The organism is Dyella jiangningensis (genome assembly GCF_003264855.1).
Classification (GTDB): domain Bacteria; phylum Pseudomonadota; class Gammaproteobacteria; order Xanthomonadales; family Rhodanobacteraceae; genus Dyella; species Dyella jiangningensis_C.
Window position 1 is genome coordinate 1,345,750 of sequence record NZ_NFZS01000001.1, and the last position, 25,868, is coordinate 1,371,617.

At 64.5% G+C, this 25,868-nt stretch carries 25 protein-coding genes; 18 read left to right on the forward strand and 7 right to left on the reverse strand.

Annotated features, from left to right (window positions below; genetic code table 11):
- Positions 1-25 precede the first annotated feature (25 nt).
- A complete protein-coding gene (frr, locus tag CA260_RS05970; protein ID WP_111981446.1) occupies positions 26-583 on the reverse strand; it encodes a ribosome recycling factor in 558 nt (185 codons plus the stop codon).
- 269 nt (positions 584-852) lie between these two features.
- Positions 853-1,575 carry a UMP kinase gene (gene pyrH, locus CA260_RS05975; RefSeq protein ID WP_111981447.1) on the reverse strand — a complete coding sequence of 241 codons (723 nt, stop codon included), beginning with the start codon at positions 1,573-1,575 and terminating at the stop codon, positions 853-855.
- A 119-nt stretch (positions 1,576-1,694) separates the two neighbouring features.
- Between pyrH and CA260_RS21100 the strand changes: the two genes are divergently transcribed.
- Positions 1,695-2,285, forward strand: a complete 591-nt coding sequence (locus CA260_RS21100) for a hypothetical protein (RefSeq protein WP_111981448.1) — start codon at positions 1,695-1,697, stop codon at positions 2,283-2,285.
- 58 nt (positions 2,286-2,343) lie between these two features.
- On the opposite strand, the gene tsf is transcribed toward CA260_RS21100, so the two are convergent.
- Positions 2,344-3,222 (reverse strand): translation elongation factor Ts, encoded by an 879-nt coding sequence (tsf, locus tag CA260_RS05985; RefSeq protein WP_111981449.1) that lies wholly within the window; start codon positions 3,220-3,222, stop codon positions 2,344-2,346.
- Between the two features lie 58 nt (positions 3,223-3,280).
- Entirely contained in the window at positions 3,281-4,165 is an 885-nt protein-coding gene (gene rpsB / locus CA260_RS05990) for a 30S ribosomal protein S2 (RefSeq protein WP_111981450.1), read from the reverse strand.
- Positions 4,166-4,513: 348 nt separating this feature from the next.
- On the opposite strand from rpsB, the gene map reads away from it, so the two are divergent.
- The 8 genes from map (at position 4,514) to CA260_RS06030 (ending at position 14,567) form a co-directional block, all read left to right on the forward strand.
- Positions 4,514-5,281, forward strand: coding sequence for a type I methionyl aminopeptidase (gene map / locus CA260_RS05995; RefSeq protein WP_111981451.1), 768 nt, complete (start codon positions 4,514-4,516; stop codon positions 5,279-5,281).
- Positions 5,282-6,079: 798 nt separating this feature from the next.
- On the forward strand, positions 6,080-8,728 hold the full coding sequence (glnD, locus tag CA260_RS06000; protein WP_111983028.1) for a [protein-PII] uridylyltransferase: 2,649 nt from the start codon (positions 6,080-6,082) through the stop codon (positions 8,726-8,728).
- A 141-nt stretch (positions 8,729-8,869) separates the two neighbouring features.
- Complete coding sequence (dapD, locus tag CA260_RS06005) at positions 8,870-9,697, forward strand: 2,3,4,5-tetrahydropyridine-2,6-dicarboxylate N-succinyltransferase (protein WP_111981452.1); 828 nt, start codon at positions 8,870-8,872, stop codon at positions 9,695-9,697.
- Positions 9,694-10,050: a Spx/MgsR family RNA polymerase-binding regulatory protein gene (locus CA260_RS06010; RefSeq protein WP_111981453.1), complete on the forward strand. Its 357-nt coding sequence runs from the start codon at positions 9,694-9,696 to the stop codon at positions 10,048-10,050. Before dapD ends, CA260_RS06010 begins: the two co-directional genes overlap by 4 nt.
- 13 nt (positions 10,051-10,063) lie before the next feature.
- Complete coding sequence (locus tag CA260_RS06015) at positions 10,064-10,561, forward strand: DUF2165 family protein (RefSeq protein ID WP_111981454.1); 498 nt, start codon at positions 10,064-10,066, stop codon at positions 10,559-10,561.
- Positions 10,562-10,577: 16 nt separating this feature from the next.
- Complete coding sequence (locus CA260_RS06020) at positions 10,578-11,639, forward strand: VIT1/CCC1 transporter family protein (RefSeq protein ID WP_111981455.1); 1,062 nt, start codon at positions 10,578-10,580, stop codon at positions 11,637-11,639.
- 59 nt (positions 11,640-11,698) lie between these two features.
- Positions 11,699-12,832 carry a succinyl-diaminopimelate desuccinylase gene (gene dapE / locus CA260_RS06025; RefSeq protein WP_111981456.1) on the forward strand — a complete coding sequence of 378 codons (1,134 nt, stop codon included), beginning with the start codon at positions 11,699-11,701 and terminating at the stop codon, positions 12,830-12,832.
- A gap of 85 nt (positions 12,833-12,917) precedes the next feature.
- On the forward strand, positions 12,918-14,567 hold the full coding sequence (locus CA260_RS06030) for a M20/M25/M40 family metallo-hydrolase (RefSeq protein ID WP_111981457.1): 1,650 nt from the start codon (positions 12,918-12,920) through the stop codon (positions 14,565-14,567).
- 94 nt (positions 14,568-14,661) lie between these two features.
- Here the strand turns inward: CA260_RS06030 and CA260_RS06035 are convergent, their stop codons facing one another.
- The 3 genes from CA260_RS06035 to CA260_RS06045 all read right to left on the reverse strand — a co-directional run bounded on the left by CA260_RS06035 (position 14,662) and on the right by CA260_RS06045 (position 16,936).
- Positions 14,662-15,342, reverse strand: a complete 681-nt coding sequence (locus CA260_RS06035) for a zinc ribbon domain-containing protein (protein ID WP_111981458.1) — start codon at positions 15,340-15,342, stop codon at positions 14,662-14,664.
- Between the two features lie 92 nt (positions 15,343-15,434).
- Complete coding sequence (locus tag CA260_RS06040) at positions 15,435-15,905, reverse strand: hypothetical protein (RefSeq protein WP_111981459.1); 471 nt, start codon at positions 15,903-15,905, stop codon at positions 15,435-15,437.
- Between the two features lie 53 nt (positions 15,906-15,958).
- Entirely contained in the window at positions 15,959-16,936 is a 978-nt protein-coding gene (locus tag CA260_RS06045; RefSeq protein WP_111983029.1) for an OmpA family protein, read from the reverse strand.
- A gap of 373 nt (positions 16,937-17,309) precedes the next feature.
- On the opposite strand from CA260_RS06045, the gene CA260_RS06050 reads away from it, so the two are divergent.
- The 9 genes from CA260_RS06050 to CA260_RS06090 all read left to right on the forward strand — a co-directional run bounded on the left by CA260_RS06050 (position 17,310) and on the right by CA260_RS06090 (position 25,868).
- Entirely contained in the window at positions 17,310-17,600 is a 291-nt protein-coding gene (locus tag CA260_RS06050; RefSeq protein WP_111981460.1) for a pilus assembly protein, read from the forward strand.
- 218 nt (positions 17,601-17,818) lie between these two features.
- Positions 17,819-19,315 carry a pilus assembly protein TadG-related protein gene (locus CA260_RS06055; protein ID WP_172461733.1) on the forward strand — a complete coding sequence of 499 codons (1,497 nt, stop codon included), beginning with the start codon at positions 17,819-17,821 and terminating at the stop codon, positions 19,313-19,315.
- Between the two features lie 35 nt (positions 19,316-19,350).
- Positions 19,351-20,235, forward strand: coding sequence for a hypothetical protein (locus CA260_RS06060; protein ID WP_111981462.1), 885 nt, complete (start codon positions 19,351-19,353; stop codon positions 20,233-20,235).
- A 24-nt stretch (positions 20,236-20,259) separates the two neighbouring features.
- The gene (locus CA260_RS06065; protein ID WP_111981463.1) at positions 20,260-21,156 is read left to right on the forward strand and encodes a TadE/TadG family type IV pilus assembly protein; all 897 of its coding nucleotides are present in this window, start codon (positions 20,260-20,262) and stop codon (positions 21,154-21,156) included.
- Positions 21,157-21,289: 133 nt separating this feature from the next.
- Positions 21,290-21,811 carry a hypothetical protein gene (locus CA260_RS06070; protein WP_238149617.1) on the forward strand — a complete coding sequence of 174 codons (522 nt, stop codon included), beginning with the start codon at positions 21,290-21,292 and terminating at the stop codon, positions 21,809-21,811.
- 11 nt (positions 21,812-21,822) lie between these two features.
- Positions 21,823-22,011, forward strand: a complete 189-nt coding sequence (locus CA260_RS06075) for a hypothetical protein (protein ID WP_111981465.1) — start codon at positions 21,823-21,825, stop codon at positions 22,009-22,011.
- Positions 22,012-22,026: 15 nt separating this feature from the next.
- On the forward strand, positions 22,027-22,803 hold the full coding sequence (gene cpaB / locus CA260_RS06080; protein WP_111981466.1) for a Flp pilus assembly protein CpaB: 777 nt from the start codon (positions 22,027-22,029) through the stop codon (positions 22,801-22,803).
- A 2-nt stretch (positions 22,804-22,805) separates the two neighbouring features.
- Positions 22,806-24,155, forward strand: a complete 1,350-nt coding sequence (locus CA260_RS06085; protein WP_111981467.1) for a type II and III secretion system protein family protein — start codon at positions 22,806-22,808, stop codon at positions 24,153-24,155.
- A gap of 9 nt (positions 24,156-24,164) precedes the next feature.
- Positions 24,165-25,868, forward strand: a complete 1,704-nt coding sequence (locus CA260_RS06090; RefSeq protein WP_172461734.1) for an ATPase, T2SS/T4P/T4SS family — start codon at positions 24,165-24,167, stop codon at positions 25,866-25,868.

Genomic DNA, 25,868 nt, shown 5'->3' on the forward strand with positions numbered 1-25,868 from the left:
GACAGGCTCTGAGGATGACGGCGCCTCAGAGCGCCATCAGCTCGTCTTCCTTGTTCTTGACGACACCGTCGACATCCTTGACGAAACGGTCGGTGAGCTTCTGGATCTCGTCCTCGGCACGACGCTCGTCGTCCTCGGTGATCAGCTTTTCCTTGAGCAGGTCCTTGACCTGCTGCATGGCATCGCGGCGCACGTTGCGGATCGCGATCTTGGCTTCCTCGCCCTCGTGCGCCACGTGCTTGGCCAGCTCGCGACGACGCTCTTCGGTGAGCGGCGGCATGTTGAGGCGGATGGTGGTGCCGGCGGTGTTCGGCGTGATGCCGATGTCAGAGGCCATGATGGCCTTTTCGATCGGAGCCACCAGGGTCTTTTCGAACGGGGTGATGATGATGGAGCGCGAGTCGCCCAGAGCGACCGTGGCCACCTGGTTCAGCGGCATGTCGGAGCCGTAGTACGGCACCTTGATGCCATCGACCAGGGCGGTGCTCGCGCGGCCCGTGCGCAGGCGCGTCAGGCTGTGCTTGAGCGAGTCGATGCTCTTGCCCATGCGGGTCTGGGCATCGTTCTTGATGTCGTTGAGCATGGGTACACCCCTTGAACCGTGCAAGCCCGCGAGTATAGCAGGGGCCTACAAGGCATTGGGGCCTGGCCGTTTTCTTCCTCCCCCTGTGGGCGACCCGAAGGTAGTCCCTGTGGGAGAGAGGATCGAGGTGAGGGAAGGTGCTCGCGATAGCGCTTCAACCAAGCCCCGCTTCGATGTTGCGTTACGGCAAGGGCGACCGCTCACCCCAGCCCTCTCCCCCATGGGGACTAGCTTCGCGTCGCCCGGAGGGGAGGGAGGGCACTGCAGCGTCAGTTGTCGGAAACGATGGTGCCGACCGCTTCGCCGCGCATGATGCGCATGAGGTTGCCTGCCACGGTCATGTCGTAGATGCGCAGCGGCATGCCATGGTCGCGGCACAGCGCGATCGCGGCGGTGTCCATCACGGCCAGCTTGCGTTCGATCACCTGGTCGTAGGTGAGCTGGTCGTAGCGCGTCGCGTCGGCGTGGCGGGCCGGATCGGCGGTGTAGACGCCGTCGACCTTGGTGGCCTTGAGCAGCAGATCCGCGCCGACCTCCACCGCACGCAGCGCCGCCGCCGAATCGGTGGTGAAGAACGGGTTGCCGGTGCCGGCGGCGAACAGCGCGATGCGGCCCTTTTCGATGTGGCGGATCGCGCGGCGACGGATGAAATCCTCGGCCACGTCGTGGATCTGGATGGCGCTCATCACGCGGGCGAAGCCGCCGCGACGTTCGATGGCGTCCTGCATGGCCAGCGCGTTCATGACGGTCGCGAGCATGCCCATGTGGTCGCCGGTCACGCGATCCATGCCTGCGGCCGCGAGGCCCGCACCACGGAAGATGTTGCCGCCGCCAATGACCACGCCGATCTGCACGCCGGCCTTCTGCACTTCGATGATTTCATCGGCCAGGCGGCCGATCACCTTGGGGTCGATGCCGTAATCGGCCTCGCCCATGAGGGCTTCGCCGGAGAGTTTGAGCAGGATGCGACGGTACTTAAGCGGGTTGCTCATGGGGTCTCCGGATTGTGTGTGGCAAAACGCGCGCATTGTAGCCGGACGTGGCCGCTCAGTTAAGCTTCTCCGACCGCTCGGGGGAATGGAGCAGCGGGCAACATTCATGGAGGGACGACATGGGCTGGCGCACGCACGTGCTTGGATCGGAGGAGCTCACGGCCAGCGGGGTGATCACAGTATCCGCAGTTTTTCTCGTGCTTGCCGCACTCTGCTACAGCCTGTGGATCGATTTCGAATCTGAGCCATGGGTAGCGCGCAACGCAGTGTGGTACGCGGGTGTACTCGGCTTGGCCATGGCATGTTGGATGACTTGGCTGATAGTGTCCGGGCGCATCAAGACCGCCCGCATGTCGCCGACGGTCGCCGTGCTCATGACGCCGGTATACGCGTTCATATTCGCGTTCATGCTCTGGTACCCGATTTCCGACGGCATTCCCGGTGCCTATACCCGACTGTTCGGTACGCCCACGGTGAAGGTCGCCGTGTTCGAAACAGAGGAGCTGCGTGGTGGCAAGGGTTGTCGGTATCGCGCCCGTACGCACCTGGACGATCACTTTGGCGCGTTCATCCTGTGCGTCGGCGCGGATTACTACCGCGCCCATCCCGATCGTCGAGTCGAACTGGCGCTGATCGGCTATCGCAGCGACTATGGACTGTATGTCGTCGATAGCCGACATGTCCGCGACCTTGGCCGGCGGGTGCGGTGAGACAACGAAAAAGCCGCGGTTTCCCGCGGCTTTTTCGATGTTGCATGAAGCGAGCTGCTTAGCCCTGCATCGCCTTGGCGACTTCGGCCAGGTAGTCTTCCTGCACCTTCTCGATGCCTTCGCCCACGGCGAGACGCACCACGGCGACCACGTCGGCGCCTTCCTTCTTCAGGACGTCGCCCACGGTGGTGTTGGTGTCGATCACGTACGGCTGGCCGACGAGGGTCACTTCCGAGACGATCTTGTTGATCTTGCCGGAGATGATCTTCTCGAGGATCTCGGCCGGCTTGGCCTTGTCCTTCTCGGTCATCTGGCTCAGCGCGATTTCCTTTTCCTTCGCGACGAACTCGGCCGGGACGTGCTCCGGCTTGATGTGCGGCGGGTTCATGGCGGCGACGTGCATGGCGATGCCCTTGGCCAGCTCTTCCGAGCCGCCCTTGAGCGCCACGATCACGCCGATCTTGCCGCCGTGCGAGTAGGTGGCCAGCGGGCCATCGTTCGCGATGCGGGCCACGCGGCGCACTTCGATCTTCTCGCCGATGGTGGCGGTCTGGGCCTTGGCGGCGGACTCGACGTTGTCGGCGCCCGGGAAGGCGGCAGCCTTGGCGGCGTCGATGTCGGCAGCGCCCGATGCCAGCACGGCCTCGGCGACGTCGTTGGTGAACTGGATGAAGTTCGGCGCCTTGGCGACGAAGTCCGTCTCGCTGTTCACTTCGACCAGCACGGCCTGGCCATTGGCCTGGGCGGTGGCGATGCGGCCTTCGGCGGCCACGCGGTCGGCCTTCTTGTCGGCCTTGGCCAGGCCGGTCTTGCGCAGGTACTCGACAGCGGCGTCGATGTCGCCGTTGTTCTCGACCAGCGCCTTCTTGCAATCCATCATGCCGGCGCCCGAGCGCTCGCGCAGTTCGCTAACCAGTTTTGCGGTGATAGCAGTCATCTGGAATCCTCAAAAACTTTGATGCGCCCCGACCCTTGCGGGCCGGGGCAGGGAGGGCTTACTCGCCGTCCGACTCTTCGTTGCGACGGCCGCCGCGACCACCACGGTCGCCACGCGGCGCGCCAGCGCCCTTCTTGGCCGGGCCGCGGTTGTTGCGGTCGTCACGGCGCGGGGCAGCCTTGCGCTCTTCCTTGGCAACCGGGTTGCCTTCTTCGTCGAGCTCGACGAATTCGTTGGCGTCGCCCTGGGCGGCAGCCGGCGCAGCGGCCTTGCCTTCCAGGATGGCGTCAGCGGCAGCGCGGGCGTACAGCTGGATGGCGCGGATGGCGTCGTCGTTGCCCGGGATGGCGTAGTCGACCAGTTCCGGGTTGTAGTTGGTGTCGACCACGGCGATCACCGGGATGCCGAGCTTCTTGGCTTCCTGCACGGCGATGTCTTCATGACCGATGTCGATGATGAAGAGGGCGTCCGGCAGGCGGTTCATGTCCTTGATGCCGCCCAGCGAGTTCTCGAGCTTGTCGCGCTCGCGGCGACGGGCCAGCACTTCGTGCTTGACCAGGCGGTCGAACGAACCGTCGGTCTCGGCGGCTTCCAGCTCCTTGAGGCGGGCCACGGACTGCTTGACGGTGCGGAAATTGGTCAGCATGCCGCCGAGCCAGCGGGCGGTGACGAACGGCATGCCGGCGCGTGCGGCTTCTTCAGCCAACGGCTCACGGGCCGAACGCTTGGTGCCGACGAACAGCACGGTGCCACGCTTCTGGGCCACGGCCGACAGGAAGTTCATCGCGTCGGTGAAGAGCGGCAGCGTCTTCTCGAGGTTGATGATGTGGATCTTGCCGCGGGCGCCAAAGATGTACGGGGCCATCTTCGGGTTCCAGTAACGGGTCTGGTGACCGAAATGCACGCCAGCTTCGAGCATCTGGCGCATGGTGACTTGAGCCATGGGTAAAACTCCGATTGTTGGGCCGGCTAGGCCCGGGGGGTTGGGACCTCCACGCATCCCCGACTTCGACCCTGGCAACCCGTATGATGTGGAGGGTTGACCAAGGCACCCCGAAGGCGGTGCCGATACGTGTGTGGCGATTTAAAGTGTCCAATCAAGGACTTGTGGGGCTTGCACCGCAACGCGGTTACAATCTCCACCGCTTTGCGACTACCGCATGTGTCCGTTGAAACGGACAGGTCGGGTCAGCAAAACTTCGAAATTGTAGCCGGTACGCCGGCGGCGCGGCAAGTTGCTGCGGATTCAACGAGTTGAGTCCCGGGCAATTGCCGCCATATGAGCACAGCTATGGCAGTTACCCTGAAAACCCCCGAAGACATCCAGTCCATGCGCGAGGCCGGCAAGCTGGCCGCCGAAGTGCTGGCCATGCTCAAAGAGCACGTCAAGCCCGGCGTCACGACCGAGGACCTGGACCGCCTCGCCTACGAGCACATCACCAAGGTGCAGAAGGCGATTCCCGCCAACGTCGGCTACAACGGCTTCCCGAAGACGTTGTGCACGTCGGTGAACCACGTGATCTGCCACGGCATCCCGAGCCCGGCGAAGCTCTTGAAGGATGGCGACATCATCAATCTCGATGTCACCGTCATCAAGGACGGCTGGCACGGCGATACCAGCCGCATGTATTTCGTCGGCACCCCTTCGGTGCTGGCCAGGCGCCTGGTCGAGACCACCTTCGAGGCGATGATGCAGGGCATTCGTGCCGTGCGCCCCGGCGCCACGCTGGGCGACATCGGCGCGGCGATCCAGAAGCACGCGGAAGCGGACGGCTTCACGGTCGTGCGCGAATACTGCGGCCACGGCATCGGCAAGGTCTACCACGACGAGCCGCAGGTGCTGCACTACGGCCGCCCGGGCACGGGCCTTGAGCTGAAGAAGGGCATGACCTTCACCATCGAGCCGATGGTCAACGCCGGCAAGCCGCAGACCAAGCAGCTGCCGGACGGCTGGACGGTGGTCACCAAGGATCATTCGCTGTCGGCTCAGTGGGAGCACACCATCGCGGTGACGGATGACGGGTTCGAGATTTTGACGCCTTGGCCGGATGCGGCTTGAGGTTTGATGTGATGTGAGGTTTGGGAAGGGTCGCTTCGGCGGCCCTTCTTTTTTTGGGCGAATGCCGCCTCACGCACCATGGCGCCCGCTCCCCCCTGTAGGAGCGCACCCTGTGCGCGACAGCCTTTCGCGACGGGCTGAATGGTTCTTGCTGTTGTGAGCGCTGGGTATGGCCTTCGGCTGCCACTCTGCCGCGAGGATGCCGCTTACGACGTAAAGCTAGTCCCTGTGGGACGCAGCGGGCGTTTCGACGTCCTTCCGGCGACGCGAAGCTAGTCCCGTGGGACCGCCGAGTCACTTTTCTTTTGCTGGCCCACGCACGCGTTCTTTGCGTGCGAACGGCGAAGCCGGCCCGCACGCGGGGAGGCGCCATGGATGGCGCCGGCTTTGAGGAGCGAGGAAGGGCGGAGGGCGCTAGCCCGGAGTCAAAGTCCCACGGGATTAGCTTCGCGTCAAAAGTAACCCAAAGTAGTGGCCTTCAGAGCCAAGGCTCGTAGCGATATGTGGGATAGAAGCGTCGGTCGACCGAGGCCAGCCGGGGTGTGCTCGTTACTACCTCGAACGAAGTGGCTACACCGCAACGCGTCGTAGCGAAGAGGACTTAAAGCGGCTTCGTTGGATGATGAGAAATGCATGAGTGCCGCGCCTTCTCCCTCTCCCCTCCGGGGAGAGGGCTGGGGTGAGGGGCGGGGCTTGCGTGGGGCTTTGGAGGTCTCGCCACGAATTTCATCCACGCATGACCCCTTCTAGCCCCCATGCATGGCAGACTTGCTGCACTGCCACACGTGTCTGCTGACCATGCCTGTCGCCCCGATCGTGCTGCCTCCCTTGCCGCGCCTGCCTGTGGCGGTGCCGCGTTCGGGTGTGTCGAGCGATGCGCGTCGGGCGTTGCGTCAGTTGCTGGGGGACGTGGATCGGGCGCTGGCGACGGCGTTTCGGCAGGGTGCCGACGCCACTGCGTTGGCGCACCGACGCAGCGAGTCGGTGCAACGCATCGTGGTGCATGTGTGGACGGCTTGCCTGGGCGAAGTGAGCGATGCGGCTTTGTTCGCCGTGGGCGGCTTTGGTCGAGGCCTGCTGTTTCCGCATTCCGACGTCGATCTGCTGGCGCTGGTCGGGCCGTCCGAACCGGCGCGGCTGCGTGCGCTGGAGCAGTGCTTCGCCACGCTGTGGGACATCGGGCTCAAGGTCGGCCATGCGGTACGCGATCTCGCGCAATGTCGTGCGTTGGCTGCGCAGGACGCCAGCGTATTCACCAGCCTGCTCGACGCGCGACGGCTGGTCGGCGATCCCGCCCTGGAGGAAGGATTGCGGGCGATCATCAACGATCCCGCGCTGTGGCCTCCCGCCGCCTACCTTGCGGTTCGTCTCGCCGAGCGCGATGCGCGGCACGCGCGTTACAACGACACGGCGTACAACCTTGAGCCGAACCTGAAGGATGGTCCGGGCGGACTGCGTACGCTCGATTCGCTGCGCTGGTTGGGACGGCGGCTTGCGCACGCGGATGACTTCGACGACATGGTGGCCGAAGGCTTGCTCGATCCGGCGGAGAAGGATTCGCTGGAGCAGTCCGAGGCAACGCTGCGCCGCTACCGTTTCGCGCTGCATCTGGAAGCGGGCCGTGCCGAGGAACGCCTGCTGTTCGACTACCAGCGTGCGCTCGCGGCCAGCCTTGGTTTCCAGGACGAGCACGAGAAGAACCTCGGCGTCGAACAGTTCATGCAGGGGTATTACCGTGCGGCCAGCCAGGTCGAGCGCCTTGGCGTGCAGATTGCCGAGCGTTTCGAGGAAATGCTGGAGCCGCCGACCGCTGCACAGCCGGTCGGCGAGGATTTCGTGCGCTACGGCAAGCGACTGGCCGCGCGTGATCCCGACATTTTCATGCGTCGTCATGCGGCGCTCGTCGAAGCCTTCATTGCGCGACTCGGCGAGCCGGGCATCACGGGATTCACGGCGGATACCATGCGCCGCATGCACCAGGCATCAGCCGTGCTGGATGGTTCACTGGGGGATGATCACGACGTGCTGGTCGCGTTCCTGCGGCTGCTGCGCCTGGGTGCGCCGGCCGTGGAGGCGTTGTGGCGGATGAATCGCCATGGCCTGCTGGCGGCGATCCTGCCCGCGTTCGGCAAGGTGTTCGGTCGCATGCAGTACGACCTTTTCCATGTGTATACGGTGGACGAACACACGCTGCGCGTGCTGCGCAACGTCGCGCGCTTTGCCGATCCCGCTGCAGCCACGGAGTTCCCGATCGCCTGCGAAATCTGGCCCACGCTGCCCAAGCCGGAATTGCTGCTGCTGGCCGCGTTGTTCCACGACATCGCGAAAGGGCGCGGCGGCGACCATTCGGTGCTCGGCGAAGAAGAGGCGCTGGCCTTTGGCGCGCGCCTGGGCTTGCCGGAGGAAGACACGCAGCTGGTGGCATGGCTGGTGCGCTGGCACCTCCTGATGAGTACTACGGCGCAACGCCAGGACATCACCGATCCTGACGTGGTACAGCGGTTCGCCGAGACGGTAGGCGATGCCGAGCGCCTGGATTATCTCTACCTGCTTACCATCGCCGACATCATCGGCACCAGTCCCAAGCTTTGGAACGGATGGAAGGATCGCCTGCTGTCGGACCTCTATACGGCCACACGTTATGCGCTGCGCAGCGAAGACGAGTTGCCGTCCGATGCCGCGGCGCGGGTGGCCGCCTGTCGCGAGCAGGCGGAGGCGATATTGGCCAAGGACGGCTATGCGTCCGACGCGCTTGCACGCGTGTGGCGCGGTTTCCCGGAGCAGAGCTTCCTGCGCCATCGGCCCGAGCAGATCGCATGGCAGACGGCTGCGATCCTGGAGGCACGGGGCGCCACGCCGCTGGTCGCCGTGCATCCGCAGTCAGTGCGCGGCACGACCGAACTGTTCGTCTATACACCCGATCGCGATGGCCTGTTTGCCGCGGTGGCGATCATGCTCGACCGGCTGCACTTCTCGGTGATGGAAGCGCGCATCCTGAGCTCGTCCACCGGCATGGCGCTGGATACCTTCCTGCTGCTGGAATCGGAATCGCAGCAACCGGCTTCGCCGGAGCGTGCCGAGGAGCTGAAGCAGCGTCTGCATCGCGCACTCTCGCAGCCGGGCCATGTGCATCAACCGTCGCGACGCAGCATGTCGCGCCATCTCAAGCACTTCCAGGCGACGCCCAAGATCTCCTTCAGTACCGTGAGCGGGCGCACGCGGCTCGCGCTGGTATGCAGTGATCGCCCCGGGTTGCTCGCCGCCGTGGCGCAGGTGATGTTCGAATCGGGAGTGCGGGTACATGACGCGCGTATCGCCACTTTCGGCGAACGCGTGGAAGACTTCTTCCTGATCACCAATCGCCACGATGCACCGCTTGCCATCGATCAGCAGGACAGGCTGCTGCATGCATTGCTCGATCGGCTGGGAACCAGCAGGGCGGCCTGAACGCGCCGGCCGGGATGCCGGCGCGGCAAAGAGACCGCCGTCGAATGGCGGTTTTTCGGCGGGAGAATGATCATTTTCGTTACGTCGGCCCTGTGCCTGCGTTAGCATTCGCGGGTATCCACTCAGTCCTGCGAAACACCCATGCAAAGCATCGAGTCCCTCATCGAGGACGCCTTCGAGCGTCGCAACGAACTGACCCAGGCGGAGATCGAGACGCATCTGCGTCCGGCCGTGGAACAGGTCATCAACCTGCTCGAAAGCGGTGAGCGCCGCGTGGCCGAGCCGGATGGCAAGGGCGGCTGGACGGTCAACCAGTGGATCAAGAAAGCGGTGCTGCTGTATTTCCGCATCAACGGCAACCAGGTGGTCGATGGCGGCCCGGCGCTGGCGTTCGACAAGGTGCCGCTGCGTTTCGCGCATGGCAACGACGCGGAACTGCAGGGCCTCGGCGCCCGCGTGGTGCCGGGCGCGCTGGTGCGTCGTGGTGCGCACGTGGCGAAGGACGCCGTGCTGATGCCGAGCTACGTGAACATCGGCGCCTACGTGGGTGCGGGCACCATGGTCGACACCTGGGCGACGGTGGGTTCGTGCGCCCAGATCGGCGCGGGCGTGCATCTGTCCGGTGGCGTGGGCATCGGTGGCGTGCTTGAACCGCTGCAGGCGAACCCGGCCATCATCGAGGACAACTGCTTCATCGGCGCGCGCTCGGAAGTGGTCGAAGGCGTGATCGTGGAGAAGGGCAGCGTGATCGGCATGGGCGTGTTCCTGGGCCAGTCCACGCGCATCTACAACCGCGCCACCGGCGAAGTCAGCTACGGCCGCGTGCCGGCCGGCAGCGTGGTGGTCGCCGGCAACCTGCCGTCCAAGGACGGTACGCACAGCCTGTACGCCGCGATCATCGTCAAGCAGGTCGATGAGAAGACGCGCAGCAAGACCGGCATCAACGAGCTGTTGCGGAGCGCCGAATGAGCGTGACCCTGTACGGCCTGACCACCTGTGATACCTGCCGCAAGGCGCGCAACTGGCTGGATCGTTTCGGCGTGCCGTACACCTTCGTCGACTATCGCGCCGATCCGGTGCCGGCCACCACGCTGAAGACATGGGCGCAGCAATTGGGTGGCTGGGAAAAGCTGGTCAACAAGTCCTCGACCACCTGGCGCAACCTGCTGCCGCAGCGCAAGAACCCGGGCAGCGATCCGGAGTGGACGCTGCTGCTGAAGGAATATCCGGCGCTGGTACGCCGGCCCGTGGTACTGCAGGAAGACGGTTCGGTCAGCGTCGGTTTCACCGACAACGGCTTCAAGAAGCTGTTCGGACGCTGAGGGGGGGCGCTCCATGGTGGTGCGCCTGTCCAAGATCCTGCTGATGGCCACCATTGCGTTATGGCTGGCGCTGGTGGCTTTCGGCAACCTCACCGACTACGGCAGCAACTGGCCGTTCGTGCAACACGTGCTCGCGATGGACACGATCTTTCCGAACGCGGGCATTCACTATCGGGCGATTACCTCGCCATGGCTGCAACGCGCCGCCTATGCGCTGATCATCGCGGTGGAAACCTTGGCTGCCGTGTTGTGCGGCCTGGGCACCTGGCGCCTGTGGCGCGCCCGCATGTCGGGCAGCGAGAGCTTCCACCGGGCGAAGCGGCTGGGCGTGCTCGGCATGACGACCGGCGTGCTGCTGTGGCTTGGCGGCTTCCTCGCCGTAGGTGGCGAGTGGTTCGGCATGTGGATGTCCACGCAATGGAACGGCCTGGAGAGTGCATTCCGCTTCGTGGTCGTGTTGCTGGCCGCACTGCTCTATCTCGGCCAGCGCGAAGAGCCGTTGGACGAGTGAATCATCGAGGGACGGTATGACCACGCACCGCACACAGCGTTTCAAGAGCAACCTGCGCATCGAACGCGACAACGCCGTGCTCTACGGGCGCCTGGCCAAGCTTGCGCGAAACGAACGCCTGGCGACCGCTTATCGCCGCATTGCCGACATCGAGCAGACCAACGCGGGTTTCTGGGAAGCGCGCTTGCGCGAACACGGCGAAACCGTGCCGCCGCCGCGGACGAGCGTTCGCGTTCGCGTGCTGAGCTGGCTGGCGGCGCGTTTCGGTACCGAGTTCGTCATGCCGACGGTGGTGCGCATGGAGCATGCCGACCACCTGGCCACGCCGGTGGATCGACAGGGGCAGCGCAATCATTTCGCCGATGACGCGCTGCCGATGCGGCATGGGCGCCACGCCACGCAGAGCGGCAACACCCTGCGCGCGGCCGTGCTGGGCGCCAACGACGGGCTCGTTTCCAACACCAGCCTGGTGATGGGCATGGCCGGTGCGTCGACCGGCGACCATGCCGTGCTGCTGGCAGGCCTCGCAGGCTTGGTGGCCGGCGCCTGTTCGATGGCGTTGGGCGAGTGGTTGTCGGTGAACAGTTCGCGCGAGTTCTACCAGGCGCAGATCACCGAGCGCGCCGAGCGCCTGGCCGTGGCGCCGGAAGACGGCCTGCAATACCTGGCGCGTACCTATCGCGAGAAGGGTCTGGATGCGAAGGCGGCGGACGCGCTGGCCAAGCACCTGCTGGATACGCCGCGCGCCGCGCTGGACACGATGGTGCGCGAAGACCTGGGCGTGGATCCCGCCGATCTTGGCGGCTCCGCCTGGAGCGCGTCGATCTCTTCGTTCTGCCTGTTCGCGTTCGGGGCCATCTTTCCCGTGGCGCCTTACTTTGCGCTGCATGGATCGCAGGCGTTGGCGGCAAGCATCGCCTCGACCTTGGTCGGGCTGGTGCTCATTGCGCTGGGCACCTCGCTGTTCACTGGTCGTGGCTTGATGTTCTCCATCGCGCGACAGCTGGGCATTACGCTTTCGGCCAGCGCCATCACCTACCTGGTCGGCCATCTGCTTGGCGCGGCGATTTCCGGATAGCGGGCGGGCGGATCGCTGCTTGGTATGCTGTTGCAGCCTAATCCCGCGACCCGCACGCCATGACCGAAGTGCTCGAACTCACCCGTGATCTGATCCGCCGCCGTTCGGTGACGCCGGACGATGCCGGCTGCCAGGCGTTGATCGCGGAACGGCTCGCACGGGCCGGCTTCCAATGCGAGTCGCTGCGTTATGGCGAGGTCGACAACCTCTGGGCCACCCATGGTGAAGGTGCGCCTACCCTGGTGTTCCTCGGGCACACCGATGTCGTGCCGACAGGGCCGGTCGACACCTGGAGCAGCGATCCGTTTGAGCCGTCCATTCGCGATGGCCGTCTGTACGGCCGTGGCGCGGCCGACATGAAGGGCTCGGTGGCGGCGATGGTGGTGGCGCTTGAGGCGTTCGTGGCGACGCACCCTCGCCATCGCGGGCGGGTGGGCCTGTTGTTGACCAGCGACGAGGAAGGGCCGGACAACCTCGATGGCGTGCGTCGCGTGGCCGAGCATTTTCGGGCGCAGGGCGAGCGCATCGATTGGTGCGTCGTGGGCGAGCCGTCTTCCAGGGAACGCCTCGGCGACCTGATTCGCGTCGGGCGCCGCGGATCGTTGTCGGGCACGCTCACGGTGCGTGGCATACAAGGGCATGTGGCTTATCCCGAGAAGGCCAGGAACCCGATCCATGCGTTCGCCCCGGCGCTGGCCGAACTCGCCGCCGAGCGATGGGACGAAGGCAACCAGGATTTCCCCCCGACCTCGTTCCAGGTGTCCAACCTCAATGCAGGCACGGGCGCCAACAACGTCATTCCTGGCGCGCTCACGGCGCTGATCAATTTTCGCTACAGCACCGCGAGCCGCGCCGACGACCTGCGTGCGCGCACCGAAGCCATCCTCAGGAAGCACGGGCTCGATTGGCAGATCCAATGGTCGCTCTCCGGCGAGCCATTCCTCACCCCGCCTGGCGGCGCGGTACGCGATGCGGTGATCGCCGTATGCCGCGAACTGTGTGGCATCTCACCCGAGGAAAGCACCGGCGGCGGCACGTCGGACGGCCGTTTCATCGCACCGCTGGGCGCCGAAGTCGTCGAGCTTGGCCCGGTGAACGCGACGATCCACAAGGTGGACGAGTGCGTGGCCGTGGCCGATCTCGAAAAGCTGCCTTCGCTCTACCAGGCCGTCTGCGAAAAGCTGCTGGCCTGACCAGGCGCGGGTTTGCCCGGGGCTTGATGTCGTGGCACCCTCAGGGGAGTCCAGACATCCAGAAGTCCACTTCACGGGAGTCCCCATGTCTCGCACGCTACTCGCGGCCCTATGCGCCACGATGCTTTCGGCCACGGCTTTCGCCGGCACCCCTTCGCAACAGCAGGCCGGTCTTGCCCAGATTCGCGAAACCGATCTACGCGCCGACATCGGGTTCCTCGCCTCCGACGCATTGCAGGGCAGGCTTTCGCTGCAACCGGGTGACGATGCCGCCGTGCAATGGATCGCTTCCGAATTCGCCAAGGCAGGGCTGAAGCCTGCCGCGACCGATGCCCAGGGCAAGCCCAGCTATCTGCAGGCCGTGCCGCTGGTCGAGTATCGGCCTGATGCGAAAGCCACGCGCCTCGCGATGAAACGCAACGGGAAAGTGGTGGAGTGGAAGGATCCGGACGTCGCCGGCTCGTTTCCGGAGGATCGCGATGTCGATGCGCCACTGGTTTTCGCCGGCTACGGCATCACGGCGCCGGAACTCGGTTATGACGACTACGCCGGCCTGGATGTGAAAGGCAAGATCGTCGTCGTGTTCGATCATGAGCCGCAGGAAAAGAATGCGAACTCCGTGTTCAACGGCACCGGCAACACCCGTTACGCCACCAGCTACGTGAAGATCCTCAACGCGCAGGAGCACGGCGCGGTGGCGGTGCTGCTGGCCCCCGAGCCGTCGCACAACCATCCTTCCGCGCAGGAAATCCGCACGCGTATCGGTCATCACGCCGAGCATGCCGCCAATCCGATTCCCGCGCAGGCGTTGGCGGACAGCCCCGTGCATATTCCCGCCATGGTGATTTCGTCGGCGGTGTCCGAGCAGTTGCTCGGTACCGGCGGAGAAACGCCGATGGCATTGCAGAGTGCCATCGACAAGGACCTGAAGCCGCATTCGGAAGCCCTGCAGGACGGCACGATCAGCCTGCACCTGCACAACAGCTCGCGCCGCGAAGCCACCACCTGGAATGTGGTGGGCCTGGTGGAGGGCAGCGATCCGAAGCTGGCGCCGGAGACCATCATCATCAGTGGTCATCATGACCATGATGGCCAGAGCGGCGACAAGATCTGGCACGGTGCGGACGACAACGCCTCCGGCACGGTCGGCGTGGTGACGCTGGCGCGCGCGTTCGCGTCCAATCCGGTCAAGCCCAAGCGGTCGATCCTGTTCGCAGTGTTCGCCGCGGAAGAGCGCGGCCTGCTCGGCGCCTACTACATGGCGGCGCATCCGCTTCGACCGCTCGATACCACGCGCGCCATGATCAATTTCGACATGATCGGCCGCGACGAGAAGCCGAGCCAGCAGACGGACGGCCTGATCGACGTGCCGGCCGATACCAGCAATCGCCTCAACCTGATCGGCGCCGCCTACAGCCCCGGCTATCAGCACACGGTGGCGAAGCAGAACGAACAGGTCGGGCTCGTGCTGGACGACCGCTTCGACCACGAGTACGCGCTGAACGTGTTCTTTCGTTCCGACCAGTTCCCGTTCGTGCTGCACAACGTGCCGGCGTTCTGGTGGTTCACCGGATTCCATCCGGACTATCACCATCCCAGCGACACGGCGGACAAGATCGACTATCCGAAGATGGCGAAGATCCTGAAGCTGGCTTACCTCAGTGCGTGGCAGTTCGCGGACGAAACCACGCCGCCACGCTTCATCTCGCACCCCGGCAGCACGCCGGGCCATTGAGCCGGCAGGTCACCACCGCTTCGTGGAGCGGTGGTGACGGTCTCGTGGGCTGAGCGCTGGTCTACGCCCTGCGCGGTGATGTGGCCTGCGGTACTCAGGCTTTGGCCAGGGATGCACCGGTGCGCTCGCCACACTCCGGGCAGAAGCGGCTGCCCGCAGGCAGCTTGGCATGGCAACCGCTGCACTCATCCGGTGCAGCGAGGCGGAAACCGCAATCCGGGCAGAACTTGCCGCCGCGTGCTTCGCAGCCGCACTGCGGGCACACGAGCTGCTTCGCGGTGGCAACGTCTACCTGGCCGGCCTGTCCCTTGCCGTATTCGCGCGCGTTCTCCATCGCGGCTTCGAGCTTGCCCTGGTGGCGTGCGGCCTGCACCTGCGTGGACAGGTCGGGCGCGCAGGTCTGGCACAGGCCGCTGTCCGTACTCCAGCAGCGATCGCACACGTAGTTGTGGCAGCGCGCGCAGCGATGGAAGTGCGCCTGCGCCGCGGCAATGGCCTCCTTGAAGGCCTCATCGCGCGAACCGCCCCAGCCGGCCTTGGCCAATCCCTCGACGGCGTTGTCCAGCCCGTTACCGAGTCCACCCAGCAGGTTGCTGGCGAAGTTGCCGATCTCGCGCACCCAGCCGGATGCCTGGCCACTTCGGTAAGGCGCGAACGGCGAGCGCCAGGTGTCGCTGCACGACTGGCAATAGAACTCGAACTGGAAACCCGATCCGGTGCCGTACTGCTGGCTGAGGTCGCGGTAATTGCTGGAGAAATGCAGATCGTCGCTCATCGTTCCCTCGTGGCGTGCCGGCGTGCAAGGACCGGAACGCGCATTTTGCCGGCCACCGCCGCACGCGGGAAGTGGCGTTCCTGAATGGCGGGTCAGTTGTCGTCGACGCCGAGTTCGTCCATGTGTTTCTGCACGAAGGTGATGTTGGCGGGGTTCACCAGTTCATCGCCGTTGTTCTTGGACTTCGCCTTGCCGTACTTCAGCGTCATCACCGCACCCAGCGTAGCTGCGCTCGCCAGCACGTACTCGTGCGAGGTGAGCCCGTGCGACTTGAGGATGTCATGCGCAGCGGGCTGTGCATCGAGTGCTGCCGCCGATTCATCGAGCGAATGCGCGCCCGGCTTGAACGGACTCAATTCGACGCCCTTGGTCTGCGCATCCTTGCTTGCCGCACGCACTTTGTCGAACACCGCCTCGGTGATCACATACTGGCGCACCGCGGTCTTGTCGGCAGGCGTAAGCGCATGGGACGAGATGCCCTGGCTGAACGCATGGCCGACGGGAAGCAGCAACAGGGCCAGCGCAACACTCTTCAGGTAGGACTTCGTGGGCTTGCGGTTCATCAGGTCTATCTCCAGGACTGAGGCCTTGTGGTCAGGGTGCGAAGCCTTCTCGGTTACTGCGCAACCAGCTCGACGCGGCGATTCTGCGCACGTCCCGCTTCATCGCGATTGCTGGCGACGGGGGCGTAGGACGCCACGCCCTTCGCGGCGACACGCTGTGCAGCAATGCCGTAGCGTGTCGTCAACGCCTTGATGACGGACTCCGCGCGTTGCTGCGAAAGCGCCAGATTGTGGTTGAGTTCGCCGGTGTTGTCGGTATGGCCGACGATGAACACCTTGAGCGTTGGTTCATTCTTGAGCAATTGCGCCATCTGCGCGAGCGTGGCGTCCGAATCCGCCGCCAGATTGGCGCTGTCGGTGGTGAAGTGGATGCCGTAAAGCGCGATATGGCCTTGCTGGCTGAGGCCCTGGCTCATGGCCTTGGCATCGACGTTCACCTGGCCCGTCGCCATGGCCTGCGCTTCGACGATCTGCAGCAGGATGCCCACGGGACGTTTTTCATCGGCTTGTGCCACCAGCAAAGAAACATCGACGCGGCCTTCGGGTCGCTCCAGTCGCGCCGTCAGTTGCTGCATATCGCCGCTGGCGGCGTACAGCGCTGCTGTCATGGCGTTGCGTGCATGCATCGGTTCAAGCAATGGCTGGATCACGCGATCGGAGAAATCCGCGCCGTTGCCGCACGATGAGCCGGTGCATTCGAAGCGTGTCTTGAAGCCGGCCTTGGCGAGCGCCTGGGAAAAATTGCGATAGACCTCGACGAGGGATTTCCCTGCCGGCGCTTCGTACGCGATACGCGTGACGCGCCCTTCGATGACATCCGCTGCGGTGAACTGATCCGAGCTTCCTGGCTTGAGTGGCCCCAGCGGCAGCACCGCCTTGTCGTAGGAAACCTGCTGGTAACCAATGATGTTGGAGTCCGTGAAACGCGTCACCAACGGGTGGTCGTGTGCGCCGGAAACGTCGGCGGCCATGGCTGTCGCTGAAAACACCGTCAGTGCAATGAAGATCACGCGCCGCGCGCTGAACAACATGAATCCCTTCTCCATTTCCGTTCTCGGGTGACTAACGATAACGAACCCGTGCGCTCTTGAACGATCGCGGCGATGCACCGTGAAGATTCATTCAGCGATGTGAATATCGTGCATGCGAATGAACTTTCCTACTTTCTTGTCAGGGATTACTTACGCCGTTTGCGGGGAGTAAGTCACATTTTTAGGCATTCGCTCTAAAGTTTTCACAAAGCGAACATCTTGATTCGTTAGTTTGCACGCCGCTGAAAGTTCATGCGTAGCTTTCAGTGCAATGCGTGGTCGAAAGACTGATACAGGGGACGCTTGCCTTTGATCCTTAGTGGATCGGACTCGTCAAGGACGAGCCGTAACCTTTATCGATAGGGGTAGTCCGATGGACCCGAAGCGTCAGAGCAACCGCAACACCTCGTACCGCATCCGTCAGCGTGGCCAGGGCATGACGGAGTACATCATCATCACCGCACTTATCGCGATCGCAGCGATTGCCGCCGTAACCTATTTTGGTGGCACTGCCCGCGCCCAGATTGGTGGCATGGCACGCGAGTTGTCAGGACAGAGCGCGTCGCAGGACATCAACCGCGCCGGCAACCAGGGCAACAAGGCGCACTCCGAGGGCACGAAGGACAAGACCCTCAAGAGCTACAACAACGAGACGGCGCAGTAATTCCGTCATCACACCGTTGCTAGTCATGGCGCGCCGCCAGGCGGCGGCGCGCCCGGGCGATGCTTTGTCCGCGCCCGGTCGACTGCCGGAGGAACCGCGAGCGTGACCTCGCGGGAAGCGTTCTGTTGGACGTCTGGGCGATGGATGCAGGAAGAACCGAGATGAAGATGCTGCGACGGGCGGAGCCTGTGGGTGCAGGCTTCGAAAAGCGGAGGACCGTGAAGGGACAGGCCCTGGTGTTGGCCATCGTGTCCCTGCTGGTGCTCTGCCTTGGCGTGATCGTGCTGTTCAATACCGGGCAGACGGTGTCGAAGAAGGTCGAGCTGGTGAATACCGCGGACGCCGCTGCCTACAGCGTGGGCGTGGAGCAGGCCCGCGCGTTCAACCTCATCGCCTACATGAACCGCGCCACCGTGGCGAACCAGGTCGCCGTGGCGCAGATGGTGAGCTGGTATTCCTGGACCAATTTCATGCTGCGCGGCACGGACAACTTCAAGGATGCGGTGCAGGCCATAGCGATCCTGTTCGACATCAGTATCGTCGGCGCGGAAGTGGGTGCAGCCTTGCAGGAAATCGTCTCCGCGCTGAGCGAGGTGAAGACGGCGGTGCAGGAGCTCCGCGACGGCATGCAGGTGGCGTTCTCCGCGGGAGTAACCGCCATCAGTGCGCTGGACGCCGCCTATTCCGATGCATCGCAACTGATCGCGATCGGCGAGCCGCAATCGTCGTTGCTGCTGGCGCGCAAGATCGTCCAGCTCAATACGGACAACAAGGCCACGGTCGGCGTACGAGGGATGGGGCTGCTCGAAACCGATGCGATCGCGGCCGCGCAGTACGCCAAGCGGTACACCATCCCCACGGCGGGTCGCCGCACGGCGGATGCCGATCGCCTGGCGAACGTGGTGATGGAAGCGCGCGATGGTTTTTCGAAGAAGCGCGACGGCGGCATCGGCCCCATCCACAAGCGCGGCGGTACCGATCTGGTCAATTACCGCGACTGGGTGGGCGTGGATACGCTGAACGTGAAGTTTCGTTCATTCATTCCACCGGTGAAGATAGACGTGCCCCTGGCCTGGGGCGGCGCAGCCGCGGTGGCACGAACGCCCGCGTCGTTCCGCTCGGTGGCATCGCCCGGCATCAACAACGGCCGCGGCTGGGATTCGCCCTATGAAATCGATCGCGGCCACTACAGCCGCTATGCCGATGGCCTGGACAACAACGCCGCGAGCGGGCGCGTGCTGTCGTCGCCAGCGATGGGCGGCACGAGCAAGGCATGGCTGAAGAGCTATTCAGGCACTTCTCCCGGCCTGCAGGATTACAACGACGTGGCCGCCGACAAGGCGACCGTACCCTACGACAACGGCCGCAGCGCCATGCAGAACGGAGTGAACAAGGTCGATGTCGGGCCCGTCTTCACCGTGCTGGTCGAGCAGCCCATGAACACCGTGCGCACCAGCGAGAACGTGCAGGGCATCGGTGGTCCACCCGATTTCCAGACCAAGGACCAGGCAGTCGCCGACAACATGACGGCGCTGTCTTCCGCGCAGGTCTATTTCAGCCGTCCGCGCGAACTGTTCGCCAACGTGATCGATTCGCGCCGCGAACTGGGCAGCCTGTTCAGTCCGTACTGGCAAGTGCGTCTGATCGATACGCCATGCACCGTGCGCCAGGAAGTAGCCGTGAGTTACGGCACCGTGGCGCCGTGCGTGAAATGACGAAGTGAACCCTGGCCAAGCCTTTGAGGAAATCCATGCCGCAACGTTCGACGACCTGGTGGGTGTCCGCCCTGATCATTCTTCCGCTGGCCGCCTGCTCCGCCAGCAGCAATCACGAGGCGACCGACAACGCCAGCGGCTCCTCCGACGCGGCCAGCGCCACGCCGCCGATCCACGTCAGGCAGACCATGGTGGTGCTGCGCGACGGCCAGCCGGCCAGCGAACAGAACTATCGACAGGCGCTCGCCGATTGCCGCAAGGGGCCGTTCCCCACGCAGCCGCTCGGAGACGACGTGGCGGGCAAGCTGGGACGCACGTTCTACGACGTGTGGTACGAGGGCGCGCGCGTGTCCGAGCATGCGGAGCGCTGGGACTACGAGACGACCGGTACGTGCCAATTCAAACTCGTGCATGAGTCGACGCTGGCCATCATCAAACCCGGCGAAGCGGTGACGGTCGATCTGATCGGCAAGACCGGCACGCGGCAGCCTTCCGACGGCGTGATGCGTGAAACAAGGGTGGACGACGGCGACGACAAGGCCGCCAAACCGGCGGACAGCGATGACGACGCGGCGCTGCGCGCAGCCGTGGCAGCACAGCTGAGCAAGCAGGGGAAGGGCGACCTCATGGCGCATGCCGGAGGCACGGATACCGCCGCAGGCCAGCCCTGCAAGCGGCTCGACCAGCCTGGCATCGGTGAATCCTGCGTGTGGAGCGGCGGCAGGAAGTGGGGCTTTTCGTCCGATGTGGTGGATGACACCGAGGGGCTCAATGGCCGGCTCGACAGCATCCTGCTGTGGCGCCATCCGCCGCAGGGCACCGGCAAGCAGTGGACCACGGAAAAAATGACGGTGGGCGAAGCCATCGACGGCAAGGTGTTCGAGGTGCCGTCCGGCATAGCGGTGTCCGCCACGAATTGACGTTGGATGTCCCGGGAGGGAGCTATGGAAGCGAAGCAGCGGAACGGGCGACACAGGCGACAAGGATCGGGGCGTCGCGAGCGCGGGCAGAGCCTGGTCGAGATGGCGGTGGCCTGCATCGTGCTCGTGCCGTTGGCCGCCGGCGTGATGTTGCTTGGCCAGTACATCCATGTGAAGCAGCAGACGCAGGCAGCCGCACGCCAGGCCGCATGGGCGGCCACGGCGGACCGCACGCTGCTTAGCGAGCAATTGCCGGCGCGAGGCCGTGTCGAGCAGGATCTTCGGGTGCGCCAGTATGGCGATGCCAAGGAAAAGCTTCGCAGCGGGCAAAGCGCGCCGCGCCAGTTCAGCGACGCCATGCTCACCACATTCGCGGGCAACGAACTGCTCAAGCCGAACGCGGTGACCCTGCAGGTATACAAGCAGGAGAGTTCGCCCGGCTTTCTCGACAAGGGGCTGGCGATCGTCGGCAAGGCGACGAAGTCGCTGGGCAATCTGCCGCCGAACACCAAGGGCCTGGTCACCGCCGAAGTGCACGCCAAGCCGGAAGTGATTCTGGGCAGGGACGGCAGTCCGCTCGCCTATCTCGATCCGCTGGACACCATGAAGCTCGACTTCTCCTCGAAGACCGTGCTGTTGGCCGATGCATGGGATGCCGCCGGCGGCGGCGAGGATCGGAATGGCAAAGGCATCAGTGGTGCCAGCAACCGCACGGTGCGCAACGTGATCCGACCGCTGGTGCCCACGTCGCTGGTGGGCGACAAGTTCGACGACGCCACCAACAACGTGATGCACCTGCTGGGCAGCATTCCGTTCGTCAACGACATCTTTACGCCCGGCTTCGACCAGTTCGAGCTCGGCAAGATGGCACCGGACGTGGTCCCGTCCGACAAGCTGGTGAAGTATGCGGACAAGCGCTAGACACCTGCTTGCCTGGGCGGCCTGTACGGCACTGCCTTCTGTCGCATTGGCAGGCTCCTGGCCGAGCGCGCCCCTGCCGGCCGGGACGCGCACGGACGAAGTCGCGCAGCACATCGTTTTCAACGGCCTGGACATGCGTGCGCAGACGTTTACCTCGTCGCATAGCCAGGACGACCTGGTCGAGTTCTACCGCACAGCCTGGGACAAGGAGGTAGTGGTCAATCGCCTGGGTCCGGCCCAGGTCATCGGCCATCGCGACGGCGACTACTACATCACCGTGCAGGTAAGCAGCAGCGGTTCGGGAAGCAAGGGCAACATCGGGATCGTGGATGTGGCCGATGCGCCGAAGCATTTCGTGCCCGGCAAGGGCCTGCCGGCGCCCGCGGGATCCAAGGTGTTCAACGACATCGCCTATCCCGACGACAGCGTGCCTGCGCGCACGGTGGCCATGCGCAACAGCTTGTCGCCCGCGCAGAACACGGCGTATTTCCGCGAACACCTGGTGGCGGACGGCTGGAAGGTGGACGACGCAGGCACCTGTGGCGCGGCCAACTGCGTCATGCGCTACGAACGTGGCGACAGCAAGCTCACCCTGCTGGTCATGCGCGAAAGCGCCAGCCAGTCGCAGGTGCTGATCAACGTGCTGCAACCGTGATGAGGGCGGCCATGAGCCATGTTTCGCGACAGGGTCTGCGCCGGTACCAGCGCGGGAGTGCGGTGGCCGAATACACCATCGTGGTGCTGTTCCTCGTGCTGGTGCTGATGGCCAATCCGGATGCCATCCCGAAGCTGATCCAGAGCCTCAAGGAGGCCTACAGCAGTTTCGTCTACGCATTATCCGTCAGTTGGATCTAAGGGAAGGGAACTCGTATGCCAAAGATCAACCGCAACCTGCTTTTTCTCGGGGTTGCCATCCTTCTGGGCATCGCTGCCAGTTTCATGGCGGTGCACTACATCAACAATAAGGTGGCCGAGCGCACCCAGGTCAAGCCGCAGGAAACACGCACCGTGGTGGTGCCGGTCCGCGACCTGGAGAAAGGCGTGCTGCTGAGCGATGACGACGTGGCCACGCGTGACGTGCCGGTGGAATTCGTGCCGGCGGACGCGCTCACGCCCGACAACTACCAGACCTATCTCGGGCAATTGCTTCGCTCGCCGCTAGGCAAAGGTGCGCCCATTCCGGGCAGCGCCATCGACCTGGTCAGCGATCATTTCTCCACCGTGATCGATCCGGGCAAGGTCGCCTACACCATCAGTGTCGACGAATCCGGCTCGGTGTCGGGCCTGATCGTGCCGGGCGACCACGTGGACATCATGTTGCTGCTCTCCGGCGAGGCCGCGGGCAAGGACCAGATCCGGCCGCTGCTCGGCGATGTGCTGGTGCTGGCGACCGGCAAGCGCGCGCAGGGCGTGAAGCCGTCCGGCGATGACGAGAGCTACTCCAACCTCACGCTGGGCCTCACGCCGGGTGATGCACAACGCCTGGGCATGGCGATGAAGGTGGGCGAACTGCGCGTGATGCTGCGCAGTGCGGGCAACAAGGATGCATTCGGGTTGGAGACGCTCAGCAAGGCGGATCTCTTGCGGATGGGCCGGCCTGTCGTGAGCGGCTCGGGCATCCAATTCATCATCGGCGGGAAACAGTAAGCATGGAAGCGATCAAGCGAATCGGAAAAACGTTGCTGCTGGGCATGCTCGTGGCAGGTGTGGGCGCGTCGGCCGAACCATCGACGGCCGCTGTGCCGTCGGCGACCAAGATCATCCCGGATACGGTGAGCATGTACGCGGGGCAGGCGCTGGTGCAGCAGGCGCCGGGCGCGCTCAGTCGCGTCGCCGTCGGCGACGGCAAGCTGCTGCAGGTCAAGGTGATCGGCACCAAGGAAATGGTGATGATCGCCAACGAACCCGGCGATACGTCGGTGCAGCTGTGGATGACCGACGGTACGCAGCGCAGCGTGAGCGTGCACGTGGTGGCCGGCAATGCCGACCAGGCGGCGGACCTGGTCGGCAGGCTGGTAGGCGACGGCAGCGGCATCCGCGTGAACGCCGTGGGCGGCAATGTGGTGATGACCGGCAATGATCTTTCGCCCGGTGACGTCGCCAAGGTTGCCGCGATCAAGAAGCTCTATCCGCAGGTGCTGGACTTCACCAGCGCCAATGCCGTCGACATGAAGCCGATGGTGATGATGCAGGTGCGCATCATGGAGTTCGACAAGAAAGCCATGAGCGACCTTGGCATCAAGTGGGACAGCATGATCGCCGGTCCCGGCGGCGGCCTGGTGCACGACTGGGTCACCAATCCCTTCTATCGACTCACCGATCCGGCCTTCAAGGGCATCGATGCCGCTGGCCAGGCCGTGCAATTGCCACTGCGCGTGCCGGGCACGGCTTCGTACTTCGGCATCGCCACGTCGATCGGTTCGCAGATCAACATCATGGAGCAGACCGGCAATGCCTGGGAGCTCGCCGCGCCGCAGCTGGCCGCGCGCAGCGGGGGCATCGCCGATTTCCTGGTCGGCGGCGAAGTACCGATTCCGATCACCCAGGGCCTGGGCGAGACCACGGTGGAATACAAGCAGTACGGCATCAAGCTGCACATCGCGCCCATCGTGAGCGCGACCGGCGACATTTCCACGGACATCGAGACCGAGATCAGCCGCATCGATCCCAGCGTCAACGTGCAGGGCTATCCCGGCTTCATCACGCGCCGCGCCAGCGCGCAGCTCAACGTGCACGAGGGCGACTCCATCGTGATCTCGGGCCTGGTGGACGCCACGGCTTCCAAGACCTTCGACAAGGTGCCGGGGCTGGGCGACGTGCCGATCCTCGGTTCGCTGTTTCGTTCGCGCAATTTCCAGCGCAACCGCACCGACCTCGTGATCTTCGTGACGCCGGTGGTGATCGATGCCTCGTCTCCCAGAAACCACGAGCTGATCGAGAAGAGCGACCGCCTGCGCGACGACATGCGCAAGGTGGCCGGCAGCGACATCGTCGATTGAGGTGGATGCATGTTCGAAGTACTGATCGAAACGGCCAATCGCGATCCGCGCCAGGTGCGATGCCTGAATACCAGCTGCGGCATCGGGCGCGGCGAGGACAACCTGGTCATCCTGCAGGGATGGAACATCGCTAAGGAGCACGCCACGCTCAGCGCGCGCAAGATGGGCGTGTTCATCGAAGTGCTGAGCAGCCGTGCGCCGATCACCGTCAACGGGGCGCGCGTGCAGAGCGAGCACGGGCCGCTGCAGCGCGACGACATCGTGCTGATCGGTGCCTATCGCCTGCGTGTTCTGGCGGAGGCGCCCAGCGAGCACGTGAAGGTTCCGACACAGCCGGCGTCGAACCACGAACTCGCCGCGGCCTCGCCGGAACCCGAGCCGGTCAAGGCGCAGGCAAGCAACGTACCTTCCACCGTGGTGATGCCGCCGGACATGCTGGAGTGGCGCACGCGCGTGCACCAGTCGCTGGTGCGTCAAATGGATCTTCGCCGCGTGGACGTGCGCGGCATGACCGACGAGGAACTGCGCAGCAAGACCGCCGCCCTGATCGAGGAGATCATCGAGCGGGAGTTCGTGGCGGAGTTGCCCAAGTCGATCAATCGTCGCCGATTGGCCAAGGAAGTGCTCGACGAGGCCATCGGCCTCGGGCCGCTGGAAGACCTGCTCGAAGACGACACCGTGACCGAAGTGATGGTCAATTGCCACGACGAGATCTTCATCGAGCGCTCCGGCCGCATCGAGAAGTCGCCGGTGATCTTCACCAACGACATGGCTGTGCTCGCGGCCATCGAGCGCATCGTGGCGCCGATCGGCCGCCGCATCGACGAGAGCTCGCCGATGGTGGATGCGCGCCTCGCCGACGGCTCGCGCGTGAATGCGGTGATTCCCCCGGTTGCTCTGCGCGGGCCGAGCATCAGCATCCGCAAGTTCAGCAAGCGCAAGCTGAGTGGTGACGATCTGCTGAAGTACGGCTCGATCAACGAGGAAATGCTGGAGTTCGTGCAGGTGGCAGTACGCGAGCGTCGCAACATCGTGGTCACCGGCGGTACCGGCTCGGGCAAAACGACGTTGCTGAACATCCTGTCCAACTTCATTCCCGACCACGAGCGCATCGTCACCATCGAGGACGCGGCCGAACTCAAGCTCAACCAGCCCAACCTGGTGGCGATGGAATCGCGCCCGGCCAATGTGGAAGGCAAGGGCCTGATCACCATTCGCGACCTGGTGCGCAACGCCTTGCGCATGCGCCCGGACCGCATCGTGGTCGGCGAGTGCCGCGGCGGCGAGGCGCTGGACATGCTGCAGGCCATGAACACCGGTCACGAAGGTTCGCTGACCACAGCCCATGCCAACTCACCGCGCGATGCGCTCTCGCGCCTGGAGGTGATGGTGATGATGTCGGGCATGGACCTTCCCATGGTGGTGGTGCGCGAGCAGATCGCCTCGGCCATCGATCTGATCATCCACCAGCGCCGTTTTCCCTGCGGTTCGCGCAAGATCACCCACGTTTGCGAGATCACCGGCATCGAGAGCGGGACCATCCAGACGCAGGACCTGTTCGTGTTCCGCGCGCGCGACCAGGGCGGCCCGGGCGGCAAGGTGCGCGGGCAGTTCATGGCCACGGGTTCGGTCCCCGAGTTCTACGAAGAGCTGGCCGCGCGCGGCGTGTCGGTGGACCTGGGCATCTTCCGTCCCGAAGGCGAGGAGCGCTGA

Coding starts and splice junctions, on each gene's coding strand:
- CA260_RS06020 (WP_111981455.1), top strand. CDS start 10,578: ATGACCACGCACCGCACACAGCGTTTCAAGAGCAACCTGCGCATCGAA.
- dapD (WP_111981452.1), top strand. CDS start 8,870: ATGCAAAGCATCGAGTCCCTCATCGAGGACGCCTTCGAGCGTCGCAAC.
- CA260_RS06060 (WP_111981462.1), top strand. CDS start 19,351: ATGCCGCAACGTTCGACGACCTGGTGGGTGTCCGCCCTGATCATTCTT.
- CA260_RS06030 (WP_111981457.1), top strand. CDS start 12,918: ATGTCTCGCACGCTACTCGCGGCCCTATGCGCCACGATGCTTTCGGCC.
- CA260_RS21100 (WP_111981448.1), top strand. CDS start 1,695: ATGGGCTGGCGCACGCACGTGCTTGGATCGGAGGAGCTCACGGCCAGC.
- map (WP_111981451.1), top strand. CDS start 4,514: ATGGCAGTTACCCTGAAAACCCCCGAAGACATCCAGTCCATGCGCGAG.
- CA260_RS06075 (WP_111981465.1), top strand. CDS start 21,823: ATGAGCCATGTTTCGCGACAGGGTCTGCGCCGGTACCAGCGCGGGAGT.
- glnD (WP_111983028.1), top strand. CDS start 6,080: ATGCCTGTCGCCCCGATCGTGCTGCCTCCCTTGCCGCGCCTGCCTGTG.
- CA260_RS06090 (WP_172461734.1), top strand. CDS start 24,165: ATGTTCGAAGTACTGATCGAAACGGCCAATCGCGATCCGCGCCAGGTG.
- frr (WP_111981446.1), bottom strand. CDS start 583: ATGCTCAACGACATCAAGAACGATGCCCAGACCCGCATGGGCAAGAGC.
- CA260_RS06045 (WP_111983029.1), bottom strand. CDS start 16,936: ATGTTGTTCAGCGCGCGGCGCGTGATCTTCATTGCACTGACGGTGTTT.
- dapE (WP_111981456.1), top strand. CDS start 11,699: ATGACCGAAGTGCTCGAACTCACCCGTGATCTGATCCGCCGCCGTTCG.
- tsf (WP_111981449.1), bottom strand. CDS start 3,222: ATGACTGCTATCACCGCAAAACTGGTTAGCGAACTGCGCGAGCGCTCG.
- CA260_RS06070 (WP_238149617.1), top strand. CDS start 21,290: ATGCGTGCGCAGACGTTTACCTCGTCGCATAGCCAGGACGACCTGGTC.
- CA260_RS06050 (WP_111981460.1), top strand. CDS start 17,310: ATGGACCCGAAGCGTCAGAGCAACCGCAACACCTCGTACCGCATCCGT.
- CA260_RS06085 (WP_111981467.1), top strand. CDS start 22,806: ATGGAAGCGATCAAGCGAATCGGAAAAACGTTGCTGCTGGGCATGCTC.
- pyrH (WP_111981447.1), bottom strand. CDS start 1,575: ATGAGCAACCCGCTTAAGTACCGTCGCATCCTGCTCAAACTCTCCGGC.
- CA260_RS06040 (WP_111981459.1), bottom strand. CDS start 15,905: ATGAACCGCAAGCCCACGAAGTCCTACCTGAAGAGTGTTGCGCTGGCC.
- CA260_RS06065 (WP_111981463.1), top strand. CDS start 20,260: ATGGAAGCGAAGCAGCGGAACGGGCGACACAGGCGACAAGGATCGGGG.
- rpsB (WP_111981450.1), bottom strand. CDS start 4,165: ATGGCTCAAGTCACCATGCGCCAGATGCTCGAAGCTGGCGTGCATTTC.
- CA260_RS06015 (WP_111981454.1), top strand. CDS start 10,064: ATGGTGGTGCGCCTGTCCAAGATCCTGCTGATGGCCACCATTGCGTTA.
- CA260_RS06035 (WP_111981458.1), bottom strand. CDS start 15,342: ATGAGCGACGATCTGCATTTCTCCAGCAATTACCGCGACCTCAGCCAG.
- cpaB (WP_111981466.1), top strand. CDS start 22,027: ATGCCAAAGATCAACCGCAACCTGCTTTTTCTCGGGGTTGCCATCCTT.
- CA260_RS06010 (WP_111981453.1), top strand. CDS start 9,694: ATGAGCGTGACCCTGTACGGCCTGACCACCTGTGATACCTGCCGCAAG.